This window comes from Streptomyces sp. NPDC033229, assembly GCF_055576875.1.
In genome coordinates this window covers 220,432-236,742 of sequence record NZ_JBVIQR010000001.1, presented here as the reverse complement: position 1 = coordinate 236,742, position 16,311 = coordinate 220,432, and the positions used below count along the sequence as shown (strand labels likewise).

Annotated in this window: 11 protein-coding genes and 1 pseudogene; 6 read left to right on the top strand and 6 right to left on the bottom strand. The window is 71.7% G+C overall.

Translation table 11 applies throughout. The features are described from left to right. Window positions 1-257: 257 nt before the first annotated feature. Window positions 258-1,259 (bottom strand): hypothetical protein, encoded by a 1,002-nt coding sequence (locus ACZ53N_RS00975; protein ID WP_469138857.1) that lies wholly within the window; start codon window positions 1,257-1,259, stop codon window positions 258-260. Window positions 1,260-1,277: 18 nt separating this feature from the next. Here ACZ53N_RS00975 and ACZ53N_RS00970 point away from each other — a divergent pair, with 18 nt between their 5' ends. From ACZ53N_RS00970 to ACZ53N_RS00950, 5 genes and pseudogenes are all read left to right on the top strand, one after another. Next, window positions 1,278-2,432, top strand: a complete 1,155-nt coding sequence (locus tag ACZ53N_RS00970) for a CapA family protein (RefSeq protein ID WP_469138856.1) — start codon at window positions 1,278-1,280, stop codon at window positions 2,430-2,432. Between the two features lie 197 nt (window positions 2,433-2,629). Then, on the top strand, window positions 2,630-4,840 hold the full coding sequence (locus ACZ53N_RS00965) for a cache domain-containing protein (RefSeq protein WP_469138855.1): 2,211 nt from the start codon (window positions 2,630-2,632) through the stop codon (window positions 4,838-4,840). A gap of 5 nt (window positions 4,841-4,845) precedes the next feature. Next, window positions 4,846-6,027, top strand: a pseudogene (gene pgsB, locus ACZ53N_RS00960) (poly-gamma-glutamate synthase PgsB); the annotation flags it as partial. A gap of 32 nt (window positions 6,028-6,059) precedes the next feature. After that, window positions 6,060-6,542 carry a poly-gamma-glutamate biosynthesis protein PgsC/CapC gene (locus ACZ53N_RS00955; protein ID WP_469138854.1) on the top strand — a complete coding sequence of 161 codons (483 nt, stop codon included), beginning with the start codon at window positions 6,060-6,062 and terminating at the stop codon, window positions 6,540-6,542. A gap of 77 nt (window positions 6,543-6,619) precedes the next feature. Next, a complete protein-coding gene (locus ACZ53N_RS00950) occupies window positions 6,620-7,729 on the top strand; it encodes an NlpC/P60 family protein (protein ID WP_469138853.1) in 1,110 nt (369 codons plus the stop codon). 226 nt (window positions 7,730-7,955) lie between these two features. Here the strand turns inward: ACZ53N_RS00950 and ACZ53N_RS00945 are convergent, their stop codons facing one another. The 3 genes from ACZ53N_RS00945 to ACZ53N_RS00935 form a co-directional block, all read right to left on the bottom strand. Then, entirely contained in the window at window positions 7,956-9,047 is a 1,092-nt protein-coding gene (locus ACZ53N_RS00945; protein ID WP_469138852.1) for a PLL family lectin, read from the bottom strand. Between the two features lie 156 nt (window positions 9,048-9,203). Continuing rightward, the gene (locus tag ACZ53N_RS00940) at window positions 9,204-10,721 is read right to left on the bottom strand and encodes an ArnT family glycosyltransferase (protein WP_469138851.1); all 1,518 of its coding nucleotides are present in this window, start codon (window positions 10,719-10,721) and stop codon (window positions 9,204-9,206) included. Between the two features lie 60 nt (window positions 10,722-10,781). Further along, window positions 10,782-12,317, bottom strand: a complete 1,536-nt coding sequence (locus tag ACZ53N_RS00935) for an amino acid permease (protein WP_469138850.1) — start codon at window positions 12,315-12,317, stop codon at window positions 10,782-10,784. 290 nt (window positions 12,318-12,607) lie between these two features. Between ACZ53N_RS00935 and ACZ53N_RS00930 the strand changes: the two genes are divergently transcribed. Further along, window positions 12,608-13,405 carry an inositol monophosphatase family protein gene (locus ACZ53N_RS00930; protein WP_469138849.1) on the top strand — a complete coding sequence of 266 codons (798 nt, stop codon included), beginning with the start codon at window positions 12,608-12,610 and terminating at the stop codon, window positions 13,403-13,405. 251 nt (window positions 13,406-13,656) lie between these two features. Here the strand turns inward: ACZ53N_RS00930 and dxs are convergent, their stop codons facing one another. Next, window positions 13,657-15,582, bottom strand: coding sequence for a 1-deoxy-D-xylulose-5-phosphate synthase (dxs, locus tag ACZ53N_RS00925; RefSeq protein WP_469138848.1), 1,926 nt, complete (start codon window positions 15,580-15,582; stop codon window positions 13,657-13,659). Window positions 15,583-15,679: 97 nt separating this feature from the next. Next, a complete protein-coding gene (locus ACZ53N_RS00920) occupies window positions 15,680-16,186 on the bottom strand; it encodes a helix-turn-helix domain-containing protein (protein ID WP_469138847.1) in 507 nt (168 codons plus the stop codon). Between the last annotated feature and the right edge of the window lie 125 nt (window positions 16,187-16,311).

Genomic DNA, 16,311 nt, shown 5'->3' with positions numbered 1-16,311 from the left:
TAGCTTCTCTCCCCCCCCCCCCCCCCGCCCCCCTCCCCCCCCCCCCCCCCCCCCACCCCCCCCCCCCCCCCCCCCCCCCCCGCTTCGGCATGTCCGGCGGATTTCTTGGGTGCTCGGTACCGGGGGCACCTCACGGCGGTGGCCGGGGGAACTCGCCGCGCCGCGTGCGCCCGGGTACGAGGGGGCCTTCGCCGTGCGATCGCCCGCACCGGACGCCGCTCGCCGACCACGAGGATCCGCCGGTATCGCCCTGGCCGTTACCGGCGGCCGGTGCTCCAGCGCTTGGTGACCTCGGTCAGGGCGCGGACCGACTGGGCGAGGAGCCGGTCGTCGTCGCGTACCCGACGGCTGTGCTCGACGTGCAGGAAGGGGACGTCGGCCGAGTCCGCGTGGTCGCCCTCGACGTTGGTGCGGCCCTCCAGCCCTCCGCAGTCGCGCTGCCACACCTCGCAGGTGCGCAGGCGCAGCTTGCGCAGTGCGTTGGACAGCCGGCGGGCGGCGGGCAGTCCCGCGTCACCCTTGCCGGGCGAGACGACGACGTCGTGGCCCGGGGAGCTGCTGTCGGCGAAGCCGTGCACCTGGACGGCGGGCAGCCGACGGTCGGCGAGGGTGTCGGAGACGGCGGCGAAGACCGAGTCCGAGCGGTGGGCGACGTCGGCCGCGTCCTCTTCCGCCCGCTCGTCGCCGTCCGCCCCGGCGTTGCGGTGCGCGCCGGCGAGGACGAGCACGCCGCCGGGGGAGCTGCGCAGCAGGCCGATGCCGAGCTGTTCGGTGCGCTGGTCGGCGGTCGGGTGCGGGACCTGCACCGACCAACGGACCGGGCCGCGCAGGTCCACATAGATCCGCCCCCAGCCGCGCCGGGCCTCGCCGTCCTTCGTGGCGTCGGCGATCTCCGCGACCTCCATGCCGCCGTCGCGGTCGACGAGGGTGCGCAGGGTGTAGCCGACGGCGGACAGGGAGCGCTCGGCCTCCGGCTGCTTTCCGTCGAGGACGAGCCGAACGCCGTCGGCTATCGCGCGGCGCTCGCTCGCGGTGGGGATGCGGTAACCGCCGCTCTGCGTGATGCGGTCGGTGAAGCCCGTGATCCACTGCCGGAGGTCGACGGAGCCGCCGGGGTCGGCGGATTCGACGGGCCGGCCGCCCTGGTGCGGGCGGGGGGTCTTCGGTGCGCTCGAGCAGCCGGTCAGCCCGAGCAGCGCCACCGCGCCGAGCAGCGCGGATGCCGTCACGGTGCTGGTGATTTCCGGCTTGAGCCTCATGTTGGTAAAAATACCCCGGTGAAGCGCTCTCGCCGTATCGCCCTCGTCCTGGCCGCCACGGCCGTCGCCGGAGCCTCGACCGCAGGCTACCTCTATACCCGCGAGGACGCCGCACCGGCCGGTGACGCTTCCTTCACGCTGGCCGCGGGCGGTGACATTCTCATTCACCCGGAGATCACCGACCAGGCGAACAAGGACGCGAAGGACAAGGGCGGCCAGGGTCCCGACTTCAGCGCCGTCATGGCCGGGATCAAGCCGGTGGTGAGCCAGGCGGACCTCGCGGTCTGCCACATGGAGACCGTCATGGCGGAGCCCAAGGGCCCGTTCCTCGGCTACCGGAAGTTCAGCGTGCCGCCGCAGATCGCGGCCACTCTCAAGGATGTCGGCTACGACACCTGCTCGACGGCGTCCAACCACACGCTCGACCACGGCCCGGAGGCCGTGAAGCGGACCCTGGACACGCTGGACAAGGCGGGGATCAAGCACACCGGCTCGGCGCGCAACGCCAAGGAGGCGGCCACCCCTCTCATCATGGACGTCAAGGGGGTGAAGGTCGCCCAGCTGTCCTACGCCTACGGCTTCAACGACACGACCGTGCCGAAGGACAAGCCGTGGCTGGTCAACACCGTGGACGTGAAGCGGATGGCCAAGGACGAGAAGGCCGCCCGCGCCGCAGGGGCGGAGGTCGTCTTCGCCAGCGTCCACTGGGGTCGCGAGGAGCACAACGAGGCCAGCAAGACCCAGCTGCGCCAGGCCGAGCTGATAGCCAAGAAGACGGGCATCGACCTGGTCGTCGGTCACCACGCGCACGTCGTGCAGCCCTTTGAGAAGGTGCGCGGCACCTGGGTCGCGTACGGCCTGGGCAATCAGGTGGCCCGGCACGCCAAGCCGCTCGGCATCACCGAGGAGGGTGTGATGGGCCGCTTCACCTTCACCCGGAACAACGGCAAGTGGTCGGTGACGGACGCCCGGTACGTTCCCACGCTGGTGGAGCTGGAGCCGAAGATCCGGGTGGTGGACGTGGCGGCGGCGCTGAAGGACGGCGGCAAGGGGCTCTCGGACGAGCAGAAGGCGCGCTACCGGACGGCGTACGAGCGGACGCGCGGGATCGTGCTGAACCGGGGCGGCGAGAAGGACGGACTGCAGCCCCTCGCCGTCCAGGAAAAACCCTGACCGGAGCAGGTGCGCCGACAGCGTGATCAAGATCCCATTGACGCGCTGGGGCATTGCGTCGACACTTACGGTTTTGGTAAAGCGTTCGAATTTCCCTTAGAATCCGAACGTTTCACCGTACATATACGCAGTGCGACGGACAGTGACAGGTATCTCGTGGTCCCGGCATGTCCCGTGCCGTGACGAGAGGAATACCGTTGTCCGCTTCGCGCGGCTCACGTCGACGCAAGGCCCGCCGCCGTGCGGACATGCCGCTGTTGGGCGGCGCCCGCCCGCCGATAGCCGCCCTGCTGGCCCTGTTGCTGGCGGTAGCGGGGGCGACAGCGGTGGTCCTCGGCGACCGTGACCGGGCGAGCCTCGACGCGGCGGTCCTGACCTCCCAGCAGCACGTGGCCGAGGACGGCGCCCTCTCGCTGCGCGCCTCGCTCGACGAGAGCGCGACCGACCTCCAGCGCGCCGCCACCCTCTTCACCGGCCCCCAGCCGGTACCGGCCGACACCGTCCTGGACAAGCTCGGCAAGGTCTACAACAAGTGGCGCGGCACCGCGGTCATCGACCCCGTGGGCGGAACCCTGCTGGCCGCGCGCGGTGAGAACATCCCGCTCGCCACCGTCCTCAAGGGCACCCCGGACGACAAGGACGGCAAGGCGTTCGGTCTGGGGCCGCGGCTGGTGAAGCTGCGGTCCGGCGAGACCCGGATGCTCGTCGTGGCCGCCCTGCGCGGCGGCGACCGGCCGCGGCTGCTCGTCGCCTCCGGCACCCTGAACGTCCCCGGCATCTCCTCCGGCGAGGACCGCACCCTTCTCGTCGTGGACTCCGCCGGTACCGTCCTGGCCAGCGACGGCCCGTCGGTGGCCCGCAAGTCCTGGGCCGAGAAGGCCCGCAGGACCGCGGCCGCCGACTCGGCCAAGACCCCCGAGCCCGGTGGCCACCCCGGCGCCAGCGGCCATCTGATGGGCGGCGGCAAGCGCGGCGAGGAGCGTACGGCCGTAGGCTACGCGGCGGCCGGCCGCGCACCCGGCGAGACCAGCGCCGCGGGCGCCCTCGGCCTGTCGGTGATCACCGCGGTCGAGGTGACCGAGGACATGTCGGCGGTGCGCACCCAGGCCTTCGGGCTCGCGGCGGCGGGCATCCTGCTCGCCCTGGCCCTCGTCGTGGGCTGGGTGCTGCTGCGGACCGTCCAACGACCGCTGCTCCAGCTGTACCTGGAGAGCCGCCGGCTCAGCCGTGGCGAGCTGGACCGCCCGGTACGCCAGTTCCGGGGCAGGGAGCCGGCCCGGATCGGCGCCGCCCTGGAGAGCCTGCGCAAGCAGCGCCTCGGCGGCCGTCCCACCCGCACCGGCCGGGCCCGCGGCGGCTTCGGCACGCGTGGCACCGTCATCGTGTGCGCCGCCGTCCTGCTCGCCTGGTCGGCGCCGCTGCTGTTCCTGCTCAACCGGGCCGGCAGCACCGTGACCGTGCCCCAGCAGCTCGTCGAGGACCAGCGCCGCCGCACCGACACCGCCGCCGACCGGGTCCGCAAGGCGCTCAACGAGGGCTGGGCCGACGTGGCCTCGGTCGCGCAGATCGTCGGCGCGGGCGACGGCAAGGACGGGTCGGACAAGACCGTCCTGGAGACGACCCTGCGCGAGCACAGCCGCTACCGCTCGGTCTACGTCCTCGACGGCGACGGCAAGGTCCTCTCCCGGGCCGGTGACTCCCCCCGGCACCCGGACGGGAAGAAGCCGCACCCGGACTCCGTCGTCCAGCTCAACACCTCCGGCAAGGAGCCGGCCGTCGCGGCCTACGCGGCGGTGCCCGGCGGCAAGGGCCGCACGGTGGTCGGCGAGTACGACACCCAGTTCCTGATCTCCCTGGTCACCCGGCCCGGCCTCGGCCAGGTCTGGCTGATCGACAAGAAGCACCGGATCATCGCGGCCGACAAGGCGCACGGCTACCGCGCCTTCGCCAAGCTGCCCGGCGGTCACCTCAACGACCTGGCCGTCTCGGCCCGCCGCGACGCCGACGGCACCGCCATCCTGCACCGCTCGCGGAACTCCTCCATCGCCGCCGCCGCGCCCTTCCGCGACAACGGCGCGGTCAAGGGACTGGACTGGCAGGTCGTCAGCGCCCAGCCCGCCGCCTGGCTGGAGCTGCCCGAGTACACGGCCGAGCGGCACACCATGCTCGCCGGACTGCTCGGCGTGACCGCGGCCGTGGCCTGCCTGGGCTGGCTGCACATCATCGTCATCCGCCCCCTGCGCAACCTCGCCGACCAGGCCGAGGCGCTGGCCGGCGGTGACCGGAAGACCGTCCTGTTCCCCCAGCACCACGACGAGGTCGGCGCGGTCGTACGGAACCTGGAACTCATCCGCCAGCAGCTGCGCCCCGCCACCGGGGCGTCGGCCAAGCCGGCCGGAAGGAACTGACCGCCGTGCTCTTCCTCTACACGGTTCTCGTGATCTGCTGCGCCATCGTGCTGGTCGCCGGGGTGATCGAACAGCGCCGCCACTACACCAACCTGGACCTCATCCCCACCCGGGTGCTCATCAACGGCATCCGCGGCAAGAGCTCCATCACCCGGCTGTGTGCGGGCGCGCTGCGCGGCGGTGATCTGGTCACGGTCGCCAAGACCACCGGCACCGCCGCCCGCTTCATCCACCCGGACGCCACCGAGGAGCCGGTCTACCGCAAGTTCGGCATCGCCAACGTCGTCGAGCAGATCGGCATCGTGCGGCGCGCCGCCGCGTACCGCCCGCACGCCCTGGTGATCGAGTGCATGGCCGTCATGCCGGCGCTCCAGGAGGTCAACCAGACCAAGCTGATCCGCTCCACGATCGGCGTGCTGTGCAACGTCCGCGAGGACCACCTCGCCGAGATGGGCCCGACCCTGGACGACGTGGCCCGTTCGCTCAGCCGCTCCATGCCGCACAACGGCATCTGTGTGACGGCCGAGGTCGACCGGCTGCACATCCTCCAGGAGGAGGCCGACAAGCGGAACTGCCGGCTGATCGCGGTGGATCCGGAGACGGTCACCGACGCGGAGCTGCGCGGCTTCAGCTGGTTCACCTTCAAGGAGAACGTCGCCATCGCGCTGGCCGTCGCCGAGCTGCTCGGCGTCGAGCGCGCCACCGCCCTGCAGGGGATGTACGACGCGCCGCCGGACCCCGGTGTGCTGTCCGTGGAGCGCTACCTCACCCCCGAGGGCAGGCCGTTCCGCTTCGCCAACATCTTCGCGGCCAACGACCCCGAGTCGACGCTGATGAACGTCGAGCAGCTGCTCAGCCTCGGCGCCATCGAACGGCCGCTGCACGTCCTGATCAACTGCCGCCCCGACCGCGTCGAGCGCAACGGGCAGATGGGCGAGATCATCCCCCGGCTGGCCCCGGACTCGGTCTTCCTCATCGGCCACCCCACCAAGAGCGCCGCCGACGCGATTCCCGCCCAGTGGCGCGACCGTGTCGTCGACCTCGGCGGCGACCGCCGCGACCCCGGCGAACTCACCTCCGAGATCCTCGGCCGGCTGGGCCCGGGCGCCTCATTGATCGCCATCGGCAACATCCACGGCCAGGGCGAGCTGCTCCTGGAGCGGCTGGCCGAACTGCCCGCAGACGACCCCTCGCAGCCGCAGACCACAGGAGAATTCCGTTGATCCCCGCCGTCCTCACTCCGGAGATCGCCGCCATCGGGATCGCCCTCGGGCTGCTGTTCTCGCTGGTCTGCTACCTCACGACCAACCTCTCCCCCGGTGGCATGATCACCCCCGGCTGGCTGGCGCTCACCCTGGTCGAGGACCTCCAGCGCGCGGCCATGGTGGTCGGCATCACCGTCCTGACCTATCTGTCCACGCTGCTGCTCCAGCGCTACGTGATCCTCTACGGCAAGCGGCTGTTCGCGGCCGTCGTGCTGACCGGCGTGGTACTCCAGGCGACCTTGTACGTCATCCTCCAGCAGCAGTACCCGCTGATGTACGCCAACCAGACCCTCGGCTTCATCGTCCCCGGTCTGATCGCCTACCAGTTGGTCCGACAGCCGCGCGGCGCGACGCTGCTGGCCACCGGAACCGTCTCGCTCGCGAACTACGTCGTCCTGACCGCCGGAATCCTGCTCGGCTTCATGCCCACGGCCTGACCGGCCCGAGGCGCCCCCGCCGGCGCCTCCCGAAGACTCTCCCGCCCCTTTCGACACGCAGCCCACGGAGCGCATCCATGTCCCGGAAGAAGGAACAAAAGACGAAGGGCCCGAGCGCCACGGGCGGGCCCGCGAACCCGCGATCCCGGAACGTGATCCACACGCTGGTGGTGCTCGGTCTGCTCGGCACCAGCGCGTACCTGACCGTGGAGCTGCGCGACAAGCAGCCCGAGACGGCCCCGCCCGTCGAGTCCATAGCCGGGGCCACCACGGCGGCCGGCGGTGCCAAGCCCGCGTCCGGCGAGCAGCGCTTCGAGCGGCTGGCCAACCCGGCGCGCACGGTCGTGCGCTCCGGTGACGGCGGGGTGCTGGCCACCTTCACGGACAACGCCCGCACCGCGGTCCTCACCGGACCCAGCCGTACCTTCGCCGAGCCCAAGTTCACCTCGGCGAAGGTGACCACGGACAGCTGGATCCGCCTCCTGCCGCAGCCGTGGAAGGAGGGCTCAGAGAAGGCCGCCTGGTTCAAGGACTGGTACGGCAAGATGGCGAGCAGCAAGGAGCCGGACATCTTCGCCATCTCCATGGAGTACCTGGACGGCGCCCCGCAGAAGAAGGACGCGCAGGGCGTGCCGTACACGGGCGACGCGCAGTTCGGCCCGCTGAACCCGAAGGGCTCGGAAGGCGCGGACCTGCGTCTGGAGCAGTCGGACTTCAACGACTACCTGGGCATCACCTACACCTTCCGGGACGGCACGGTGGAGCGCCCGGAGCCCCTGCGGTTCCGCTCGATCGACTGCTCGGGCTACATCCGCACGATCTTCGGGTACCGCGCGCGGTACCCGCTGATGAGCAAGGACGTCAAGGGCGACGGCCTGCCGCGCACGGCCAACGGCATGGCCCGGCTCTCCCCCGGTGTGCCGGTGATCGAGCTGGGTGACAAGCGCCCCGACAACATCGACCGGCTCCAGCCGGGCGACCTGGTGTTCTTCAAGGTCGACCGACGTACGGGCGAGCGGCTCGACCACGTCGGCATGTACATGGGCCTCGACACCGACGGCAAGCCCCGCTTCATCTCCAGCCGGGAAGAGGCCAACGGGCCGACGTTCGGCGACAAGGGCGGCACGGCCCGTCTGGACGGCAGCGGCTACTACGCGGCGGGGCTGCGCAGCGCCAAGCGGCTTTAGCCGCAAAGCGGCTTGGGGCCCGGCCGGTCGACCTCGCGGGCGTGCGCTTGCCCCTGCGGGTCGTGGCGTGCGCACCTCCGCTGCGCGGCGGTGTCCTCAATCGCCGGACGGGCTGACTTCAGCCCGTCCGGCGCTTGAGGACACAGCACAGCAGCCCGTCCGGCGATTGAGGACGACACGGCGGGTGAGCCCGCCGACCGACGCCGGCCGGGTCGGCGTCAAGACTTCACACCCGGTCCCAGGCCCCCAGGGCCAGCCCCGCTTCGTCCATCCGCTGACGGGCGACGCGCAGTCGGCCGTCGGAGCCGAGGGCGGCGAGCACTACCCGGCCGTGGGCGTCGAGGGCGAGCGCGGGCGCGCCCACGCACTCCTCACCGGTCTCGGACCAGAAGACGTCCGCCTGCTCGTCGTCGGCGGGGTACGCGGCGAGGGCGGGCAGCCCGGACGCGGCCCGCTGGGCCAGCACCGTGCAGCCGTGGCCGTCGACGGTGGCGCGCAGCGCCGCGACCGGACCGGAGCCGGTGCCGCCGGAGACGGTGGGACAGGGGGTGTCGAGGCCCTCCTCGCCGCCGGTGCTCGCGGAGCCCTCGGAGCGGTGGGCGTGCAGCGCGGAGTCCGTCGCGTCCCGCCAGAAGTGGGTGATGCGGTCGTCACCGGTGGGGGCCGAGCTGGACGAGCCGGCCATGGGCTTCGCGGGGAGGTTGAGGATCCGCCGCAGCGGGCCGCCGGCCTCCTCCTGCCGCCAGCGCACCACGAACTCCGCGGCGGGCGCGAGGAGTTCGATCCGTCCGGCGTCCGTCCTGGCGGCGGTGAGCTCGTCGAGGACGTGGCTGCCCTTCATGTCCGTCCAGGCCTGCCAGATGCCCCGGCCGTCCTGGCGCCGTCCGCACACTCCGTCGCCGGCGTTGCGCACGAAGACGTGCAGGCCGACCGAGTCGACGACCGCCGTGGGGACACCGATCTGGTCCGCCCGCTGCGCGTCCTGGCCGTAGGGCGTGCCGATCGAGCGCCAGGGCGTGAGCGCCCGGCCCGACTGGAACTGGGTCGCGTAGACGATGTCGGTCTCGGTGCGGCCGTCGTCCAGCTCACGGCGTCGCAGACCGACGAGGTAGACGTAGCCGGCGGCGCTCTGGGTGAGCGAGAGATACGGTTCCAGGCCCGGCACGGTCAGCAGCTCCGGACCGGTCCACTCCGGCCCGCCGGGCCGGGTCTCGGTCCAGCGCGCGAGGCCGCCCGCGGTCGGCGCGTAGGCCGTCAGCCGCCCGTCCGCACCCCGCAGCAGCCAGCCGGTGGTCGGGTTGGCCGTCCGCACTGCCATGACTCGCTGCCAGCCTCTCTGGTCGTTATCCGGGGGGTCGGCGTCGGGGCCCTGGTTTTACGGGGGCGGGCTCAATTCCGCACCGCGCGGACCCCATTCGTCGACCCTCGACAATAACATTTCGGTTGTGCGCGAATACCGGGTGCGTTTTTCCGTTTATGCGGCTCTCCCGGGTGCCATCGGCCGCGGCGGCCCGGGTCGGCGGGCGTAGAAGACGGCGCCGTCGACGACGGCCACCCGCTCGTACCGGCGGTCCAGGACCGCTCGCAGGGAGGGCATGCGGGACGGTTCGTACGGTTTTCCCCGTGAGTCGTCGACGATGAGGGCGGGCGGGCGCAGACGCAGCTCACGCCGGAAGACGGGCCAGGTGCCGGGCACGCCGTACGCCTCGCCGACGCGCGAAGGACCGCGACCGCCGCTGTAGTTGGTCAGCAGTCCGGCGGTCAGGCAGTGCCCGGCGGGCCACCGGTCCGCGAACCAGTACTGCTCGGGGTGCATGCCCCAGAACAGCACCCGGTCGGTGGGCGCGGTCCGCTCCCGGGCGGCCCGGGCCACCGCCAGGGAGTGCGGAAGGCCGGGCGCGTGCGAGGTGAGCCCCCAGGCCAGGAAGAACGCGCAGGTCAGCATGGATCCCGCAGTGGACAGCCCGGACGCCGGGCGGGTCAGCGTGCACAGCGCCGCGGTGCCCAGCAGGGTCAGCGGCGGCAGCAGCTGGAGGTAGTAGTGGCCGAAGAAGTGGAATCCGGTGGCGACGGCCACGGCCGAGGCGGCCGTCCACAGCCACAGCTCGGGTGGCGCGACCCGGCGACGGGTCAGCAGCAGCACCGCGACGGGGGCGAGCAGGCCGGCGCAACCGACGCAGAGGACGCCCGCGTTGAACGCGGCACGGCTGAGCGCGAGCGTGATGACCCCCTGCGCCGACGCGTACGAGCCGGAGCCGGTCACCGTCCAGAACAGCAGCCGGGCGGGCCCGGTGAGCCAGGCGACCGCGGCGACGGGCAGGACGAGCCCGAGGGCCAGGGCACCGGCACCGGCCGCGCGCCGGTGGTGGGCGCACAGCAGCAGGAGGACGGGGGCGAGCACCGCGCCCCCGGTCTGCTTGGTGAGCACGGCACCCGCGACAGCGAGCCCGGAGGCGGCCCAACGGCCGCGGTCCGCGCACCACATGGCGGCCGCGGTCCACGGCACCATGAACACCTCGAAGGCGGCGGCCTGGGCGTCCTCCGGGTCGAGGCCGATGGACACCAGCAGATACAGCACGCCCGCCGTGCGGGCGGCCCGCTCCCCCCAGCGGCGGCGGGCGAAGGAGGCGAGCAGAACCGCCGTCAGCAACTGCGCCAGCACCGCCAGGACCTTGACGGGCAGCAGCGAGCCGTCACCGAAGAGCCCGAAGCACAACTGGTACAGCCAGGGCAGGAGGGGCGGTTTGCGGTCGACGACGGTGCTGTAGAGGACGGCGCCGCGAGCGAGCATCCGGGCCTCGGTGGCGAGGAAGCCCTCGTCGGGGTTCCACAGGGGGCGGATGAACGACGGCAGGCGGGTCGTCACGGCCAGGGCGCACAGCAGCGGCAGCAGCCGGGGCCAGAAACGGCAGACCCCGGGCGCGGTGGGCGGCCCGTAGGGCCGTGCGCCCGGGGCGGGGGCCGGGACGGCGACGCGCTGCGCTACTGACATGCACGTCAACCTAGGGCCCCGTATGCCCCATTCAGAGCTGACATACGGGGCTGTGTCCTGCTAAATGCGCGGCGGAGTCGGCGGAACCGAGGCATCCGCCTTGCCGAGACGGCTGTGTCCGCGCCCGTAGACGAAGTAGACGACGATGCCCAGCACCATCCATGCCGCGAACCGCAGCCAGGTCTCCCCCGTCAGATTGAGCATCAGCCACGCCGAGGCCACCACGGACAGCACGGGAATGAAGGGGACGAGCGGGACCCGGAAGGAGCGCGGCAGGTCGGGGCGGGTGCGGCGCAGGATGATGACGCCGAGTGCGACGACGACGAAGGCGAAGAGGGTGCCGATGTTGACCAGTTCGGCCAGCACGTCGATCGAGGTGAAGCCGGCGAGCACCGCGACGACGGCACCGAGCAGGATGGTGGAGCGGTAGGGCGTGCCGAACTTCGGGTGGACCCGCGAGAAGATCCTCGGCAGCAGCCCGTCGCGGCTCATCGCGAAGAACACCCGGCTCTGGCCGAGCAGCAGGATCATGCACACGGTGGTGAGGCCGACCGCCGCCCCGAAGCTGATCAGACCGGCCCAGAAGGGATGACCGGTGGCTTTGAAGGCATCGGCGAGCGGCGCGTCCGTGGACAGATCGGTGTACTTCTGCATGCCGGTGACGACGATGGACACGGCCACGTAGAGCACCGTGCAGATGACGAGCGAGCCGAGGATGCCGCGCGGGACGTCACGCTGCGGGTTGCGGGTCTCCTCGGCGGCGGTGGCGACGATGTCGAAGCCGATGAAGGCGAAGAAGACCACCGCGGCGGCGGAGAAGATGCCCATGACGCCGAAGTTCGAGGGTGCGAACCCGAACAGCACCTGGATCAGCGGCGCCTTCACGCCGCCCCCGGCCTCGGTGGCCTCGGAATCCGGGAGGAAGGGGTCATAGTTTGAGCCGGTGATGAAGAAGGCGCCCACGATGATGACGAGCAGGACGACGGTGACCTTGACGGCGACCACGACGGCGGTCACCCGCGAGGACAGCTTCATGCCGAGGACCAGGATCGCGGTCAGGACCAGCACGAGCGCGCAGGCGAGGATGTCGAAGCCGAAGCGGCCCTCATGGGTGCCCTCCAGCCCGGTGGGCAGATGCCAGCCCGCGTTGTCCATCAGTGAGCGGACATAGCCGGACCAGCCCACGGCGACCACGGCGCAGCCCAGCGCCAGCTCCAGGACGAGGTCCCAGCCGATGATCCACGCGGGCAGCTCGCCGAGCGAGGCGTACGAGAAGGTGTACGCGGATCCGGCCACCGGAACGGTGGAGGCGAACTCGGCGTAACAGAGCGCCGCGAGCCCGCACACCACACCGGCGAGGACGAAGGCGAGGGCCACGGAGGGGCCCGCGTTCTCCTTGGCGACCTTGCCTGTGAGAACGAAGATGCCGGTGCCGATGACGACACCGACACCGAAAACGGTGAGGTCGATGGCCGACAACGACTTTTTGAGCGCGTGCTCCGGCTCCTCGGTGTCCCGGATGGCCTGCTCCACCGTCTTGGTCCGGAAGATGCCGCTCCTGCCGCGGCTGTTCCGGGAGGGTCGCACTGTGCTCATCAGCCCACCTCCGCCTGCTCGACCGTCGCTCGTCCCTGCAACTGAGCGAGTGTCCGCGATGATCCGGGCCGGATCCGGCCCATCCCGGCCACCGCTCCCAGGATTCACCCGATAGGACGCAGCGGCACCTATGCGAACGAGCCGACTGGTCCACCCGGACAGGTGAAAACCAGTCGGCCCGCCGGAGGGCGGTGGCGTGTCGGTCCGGGAGCCGGCGCGACCACGGCGCCCGTGATCCGGTGTGGTTCGCATACGGCGGGGGCGGGTCGTCCCCGGTTACTCTGCCCGCCATGATCGATTCAACTGCGAGCCCTGACGACGCTGATGTAGCGATAGCCGCGGCGCGAGCCGGCGCGGAGGCCGTGCGGGCCAGGTACGGACAGCGGCTCACCCGCATCGACAAGGGTGCCGGGGACGGGGACTTCGCCACCGATGCCGATGTGGCGGCTGAGGAGGCGATCCTCGGCGTCATCCGTGCGGCGCGACCCGACGACGCGGTGCACGGCGAGGAGGGCGGGCAGCGGGGTGCGGCCGACGCGGTGCGCCAGTGGTGGGTGGACCCCTTGTGCGGCACGCTCAACTACGCCGTCGGCAACATGCTGGTCGCCGTCAACGTGGCACTGCGCGACGGCCCGGCCGCGGTGGCCGATCCCTTCAACGGCGAGATCTTCTTCACCGACGGTGCGACCGCGTGGGTTCGGCGCGACGGGAGCGACACACGGCTGGCGCCGACGGCCGCCACGCGCTTGGTGGACGTGAACCTGGACCCACCCTTTCCGAGCGCGCCCGGATTCCGAGCCGTGGACCTGCTCGCTCACCCCGGGTTCGTCGAACGGTTCCGGCCGCGGGTGGTGTCCACGACGCTGGCGCTGGCATGGGTCGCGGCCGGCAAGCGCGCCGCATACGTCACCGACGGCGGCGACCTGACCGAGAGCGTGCACTTCGCCGCCGGCATCGCGCTGTGCCGGGCCGCCGGCTGTGTCGTCACCGGAGTCGACGGCGCTCCGCTCGGACCGGCAGGCCGTGGGCTCGTCGTGGCCGCGGACGCCGAGACGCACGGGCTACTGCTGTCGATGATCCGCGCGTAGGGCCTGTCCGGCGGAGGGCCTGTCCGGCGGACTTCGCGGACCAGCGAGCGGCTTGGGGGCACTGCCCAGTGCCGGGCGTCGGGCCCCCGCGAAGATCCGCCGGCCGGGCCCGAAGGCCGTGCGGTGACCGCGTAGACGCGGCGGGGTCGATCGGGCTGCGGCTCGGAGTGGGACGGAGGGCCGGTCGGAGCCACCCGAACGGGTGACCCGACCGGCCCTCCGTGAGACCGGCACCAGCGGAAATCCGCTGGTCAGCCGTTGACCACCCCCACGGAGCCGGTCGGCTCCTCGTAGCGGCCGTCGATCTTGGAGACGAGGCCCGTGACCTGGCGGGCGATGTCCGGGGCGGTGAGCCCGATCTCCGCCATGACCTCCTTGCGGGAGGCGTGGTCGAGGAAGCGCGGCGGAATGCCGAAGTCGCGCAGCGGGAGGTCGATGCCCGCGTCGCGCAGCGCCTGGGAGACAGCCGAGCCGACGCCGCCCACCCGGCTGTTGTCCTCGACGGTGACGACGACGCGGTGCCGTGCGGCGAGCGCGGGCAATGCCTCGTCGACCGGCTTGACCCAGCGGGGGTCGACGACCGTCGACGAGATGCCCTGCTTGTCGAGCAGGTCGGCGATCTCCAGGCACATCGGCGCGAGCGCGCCGACGGAGACGAGGAGGACGTCGGGACGGTCGGTGCCCTCGGCCGGCTCGCGCAGGACGTCCATGCCGCCGATCCGGCCGACGGCCTTGACCGCCGGGCCGACCGCGCCCTTGGAGTAGCGCACGACGGTCGGGGCGTCCTTGACCTCGACGGCCTCGCGCAACTGCGCGCGGACCTGGTCGGCGTCGCGCGGGGCGGCGATCCGCAGGCCCGGCACGACCTGGAGGATCGACATGTCCCACATGCCGTTGTGCGAGGCGCCGTCGGTGCCGGTGACCCCGGCCCGGTCCAGCACGAAGGTCACGCCGCACTTGTGCAGGGCGACGTCCATGAGGACCTGGTCGAAGGCACGGTTGAGGAAGGTGGCGTACACCGCGAAGACCGGGTGCAGCCCGCCCGTCGCCAGCCCGGCCGCCGAGGTCGCCGCGTGCTGCTCGGCGATGCCCACGTCGTAGACGCGGTCGGGGAAGGCCTTGGCGAACCTGTCCAGGCCCACGGGCTGGAGCATGGCCGCGGTGATCGCGACGATGTCCTCGCGCTCGTGGCCGAGCTTGACCATCTCCTCGCCGAAGACGGAGGTCCAGTCGGCGCCGCCCGCCGAGACCGGCAGCCCGGTGTCGGGGTGGATGACACCGATGCCGTGGAAGCGGTCGCCCTCGTGCTGCTCCGCGGGCTTGTAGCCGCGGCCCTTCTGGGTGAGGCAGTGCACGATGACGGGACCGCCGAAGCGCTTGGCGCGCTGCAGGGCGGACTCCAGGGCCTCGATGTCGTGGCCGTCGATGGGGCCGATGTACTTCAGACCCAGGTCCTCGAACATGCCCTGCGGGGCGATGAAGTCCTTGAGGCCCTTCTTGGCGCCGTGCAGCGTCTCGTAGAGCGGCTTGCCGAGGACCGGGGTGCGCTCCAGCAGGTCCTTGCCCCGGGCCAGGAAGCGCTCGTAGCCGTCGGTGGTGCGCAGGGTGGCCAGGTGGTTGGCGAGGCCGCCGATGGTGGGCGCGTAGGAGCGCTCGTTGTCGTTGACGACGATGACGAGCGGACGGTCCTTGGCGACCGCGATGTTGTTCAGCGCCTCCCAGGCCATGCCCCCGGTGAGCGCGCCGTCACCGATGACGGCGGCGACGTGGTCGCCCGTACGGCGCACCTGGTTGGCCTTGGCCAGGCCGTCCGCCCAGCCCAGGACCGTGGAGGCGTGGCTGTTCTCGATCACGTCGTGGTCGGACTCGGCGCGCGAGGGGTAGCCCGAGAGGCCGTCCTTCGCCCGCAGCTTCGAGAAGTCCTGGCGGCCGGTGAGCAGCTTGTGCACGTAGCTCTGGTGACCGGTGTCGAAGAGCACCTTGTCCTTCGGCGAGTCGAACACCCTGTGCAGGGCGATCGTCAGCTCGACGACGCCGAGGTTGGGTCCGAGGTGTCCACCGGTCTTGGAGACCGCGTCCACGAGGAAGGACCGGATCTCCGCGGCCAGCTGGTCGAGCTGCTCCGGGCTCAGCCGGTCCAGATCGCGCGGTCCCCTGATGCGGGATAGCAGCGCCACCCGTGCCTCCTTAAGCGTTCGAGCTGATCGAGCTTTGCCGGTCTGTCGAGTCTAATGTTCCGCTCGCGGTGCCTGTGAACGGGTGATGCGACGTATGTCACGCAATCGGCGTAGCACGGTCCCATACCGTCTGGAAGGCCAGTCCGAGGCAGGCCGCGAGCGCGGGGGGTTCGATGGAGAGGGCGGTGGTGGAGCCGCTGCCGGCCACGGGATCGGGCAGGTCGCACAGGACATGCGCCGCGTCGGCGACGACGAGCTCGAGCGGCAGCGCGTCGGTGACCCGGCCCTCCTGCCCGGCCCGGCCGAAGAGCCGGACCTTCTCCCGTACCCCGGGGTCCGTCGGCGCGTCGTGCGTGTGGACGGCGCGCACGGTGCCGCCGTCGCGGGTGATCCGGCGGGCCGCGCCGCCGTGGGCGGCCGCGAGACCGCCGCGGACGAGCCCGTCCAGCACGTCGTGGATCCGCTGTCGGGGCACCCGCGCCTCGCGGGCCACCTGGGACGCCGTGCAGGACTCGCGCCTGACCAGGGCGTGGTGGACGCGTGCCTCATAGCGGGACAGCCCGAGTGCGACGAGGTCGGCCACCGATCCTTCCTCCGGCTCCATGGGGAGACACGCTATACGCCCGTGATCACCCGCCGGACCGGCCACACGGGTACGCCGGACGGGGGGGGTGTGGGTGGGGGCCACCAAAACCAAAACCCCCCACGGTTTTGGGAGCGAAAACAAAA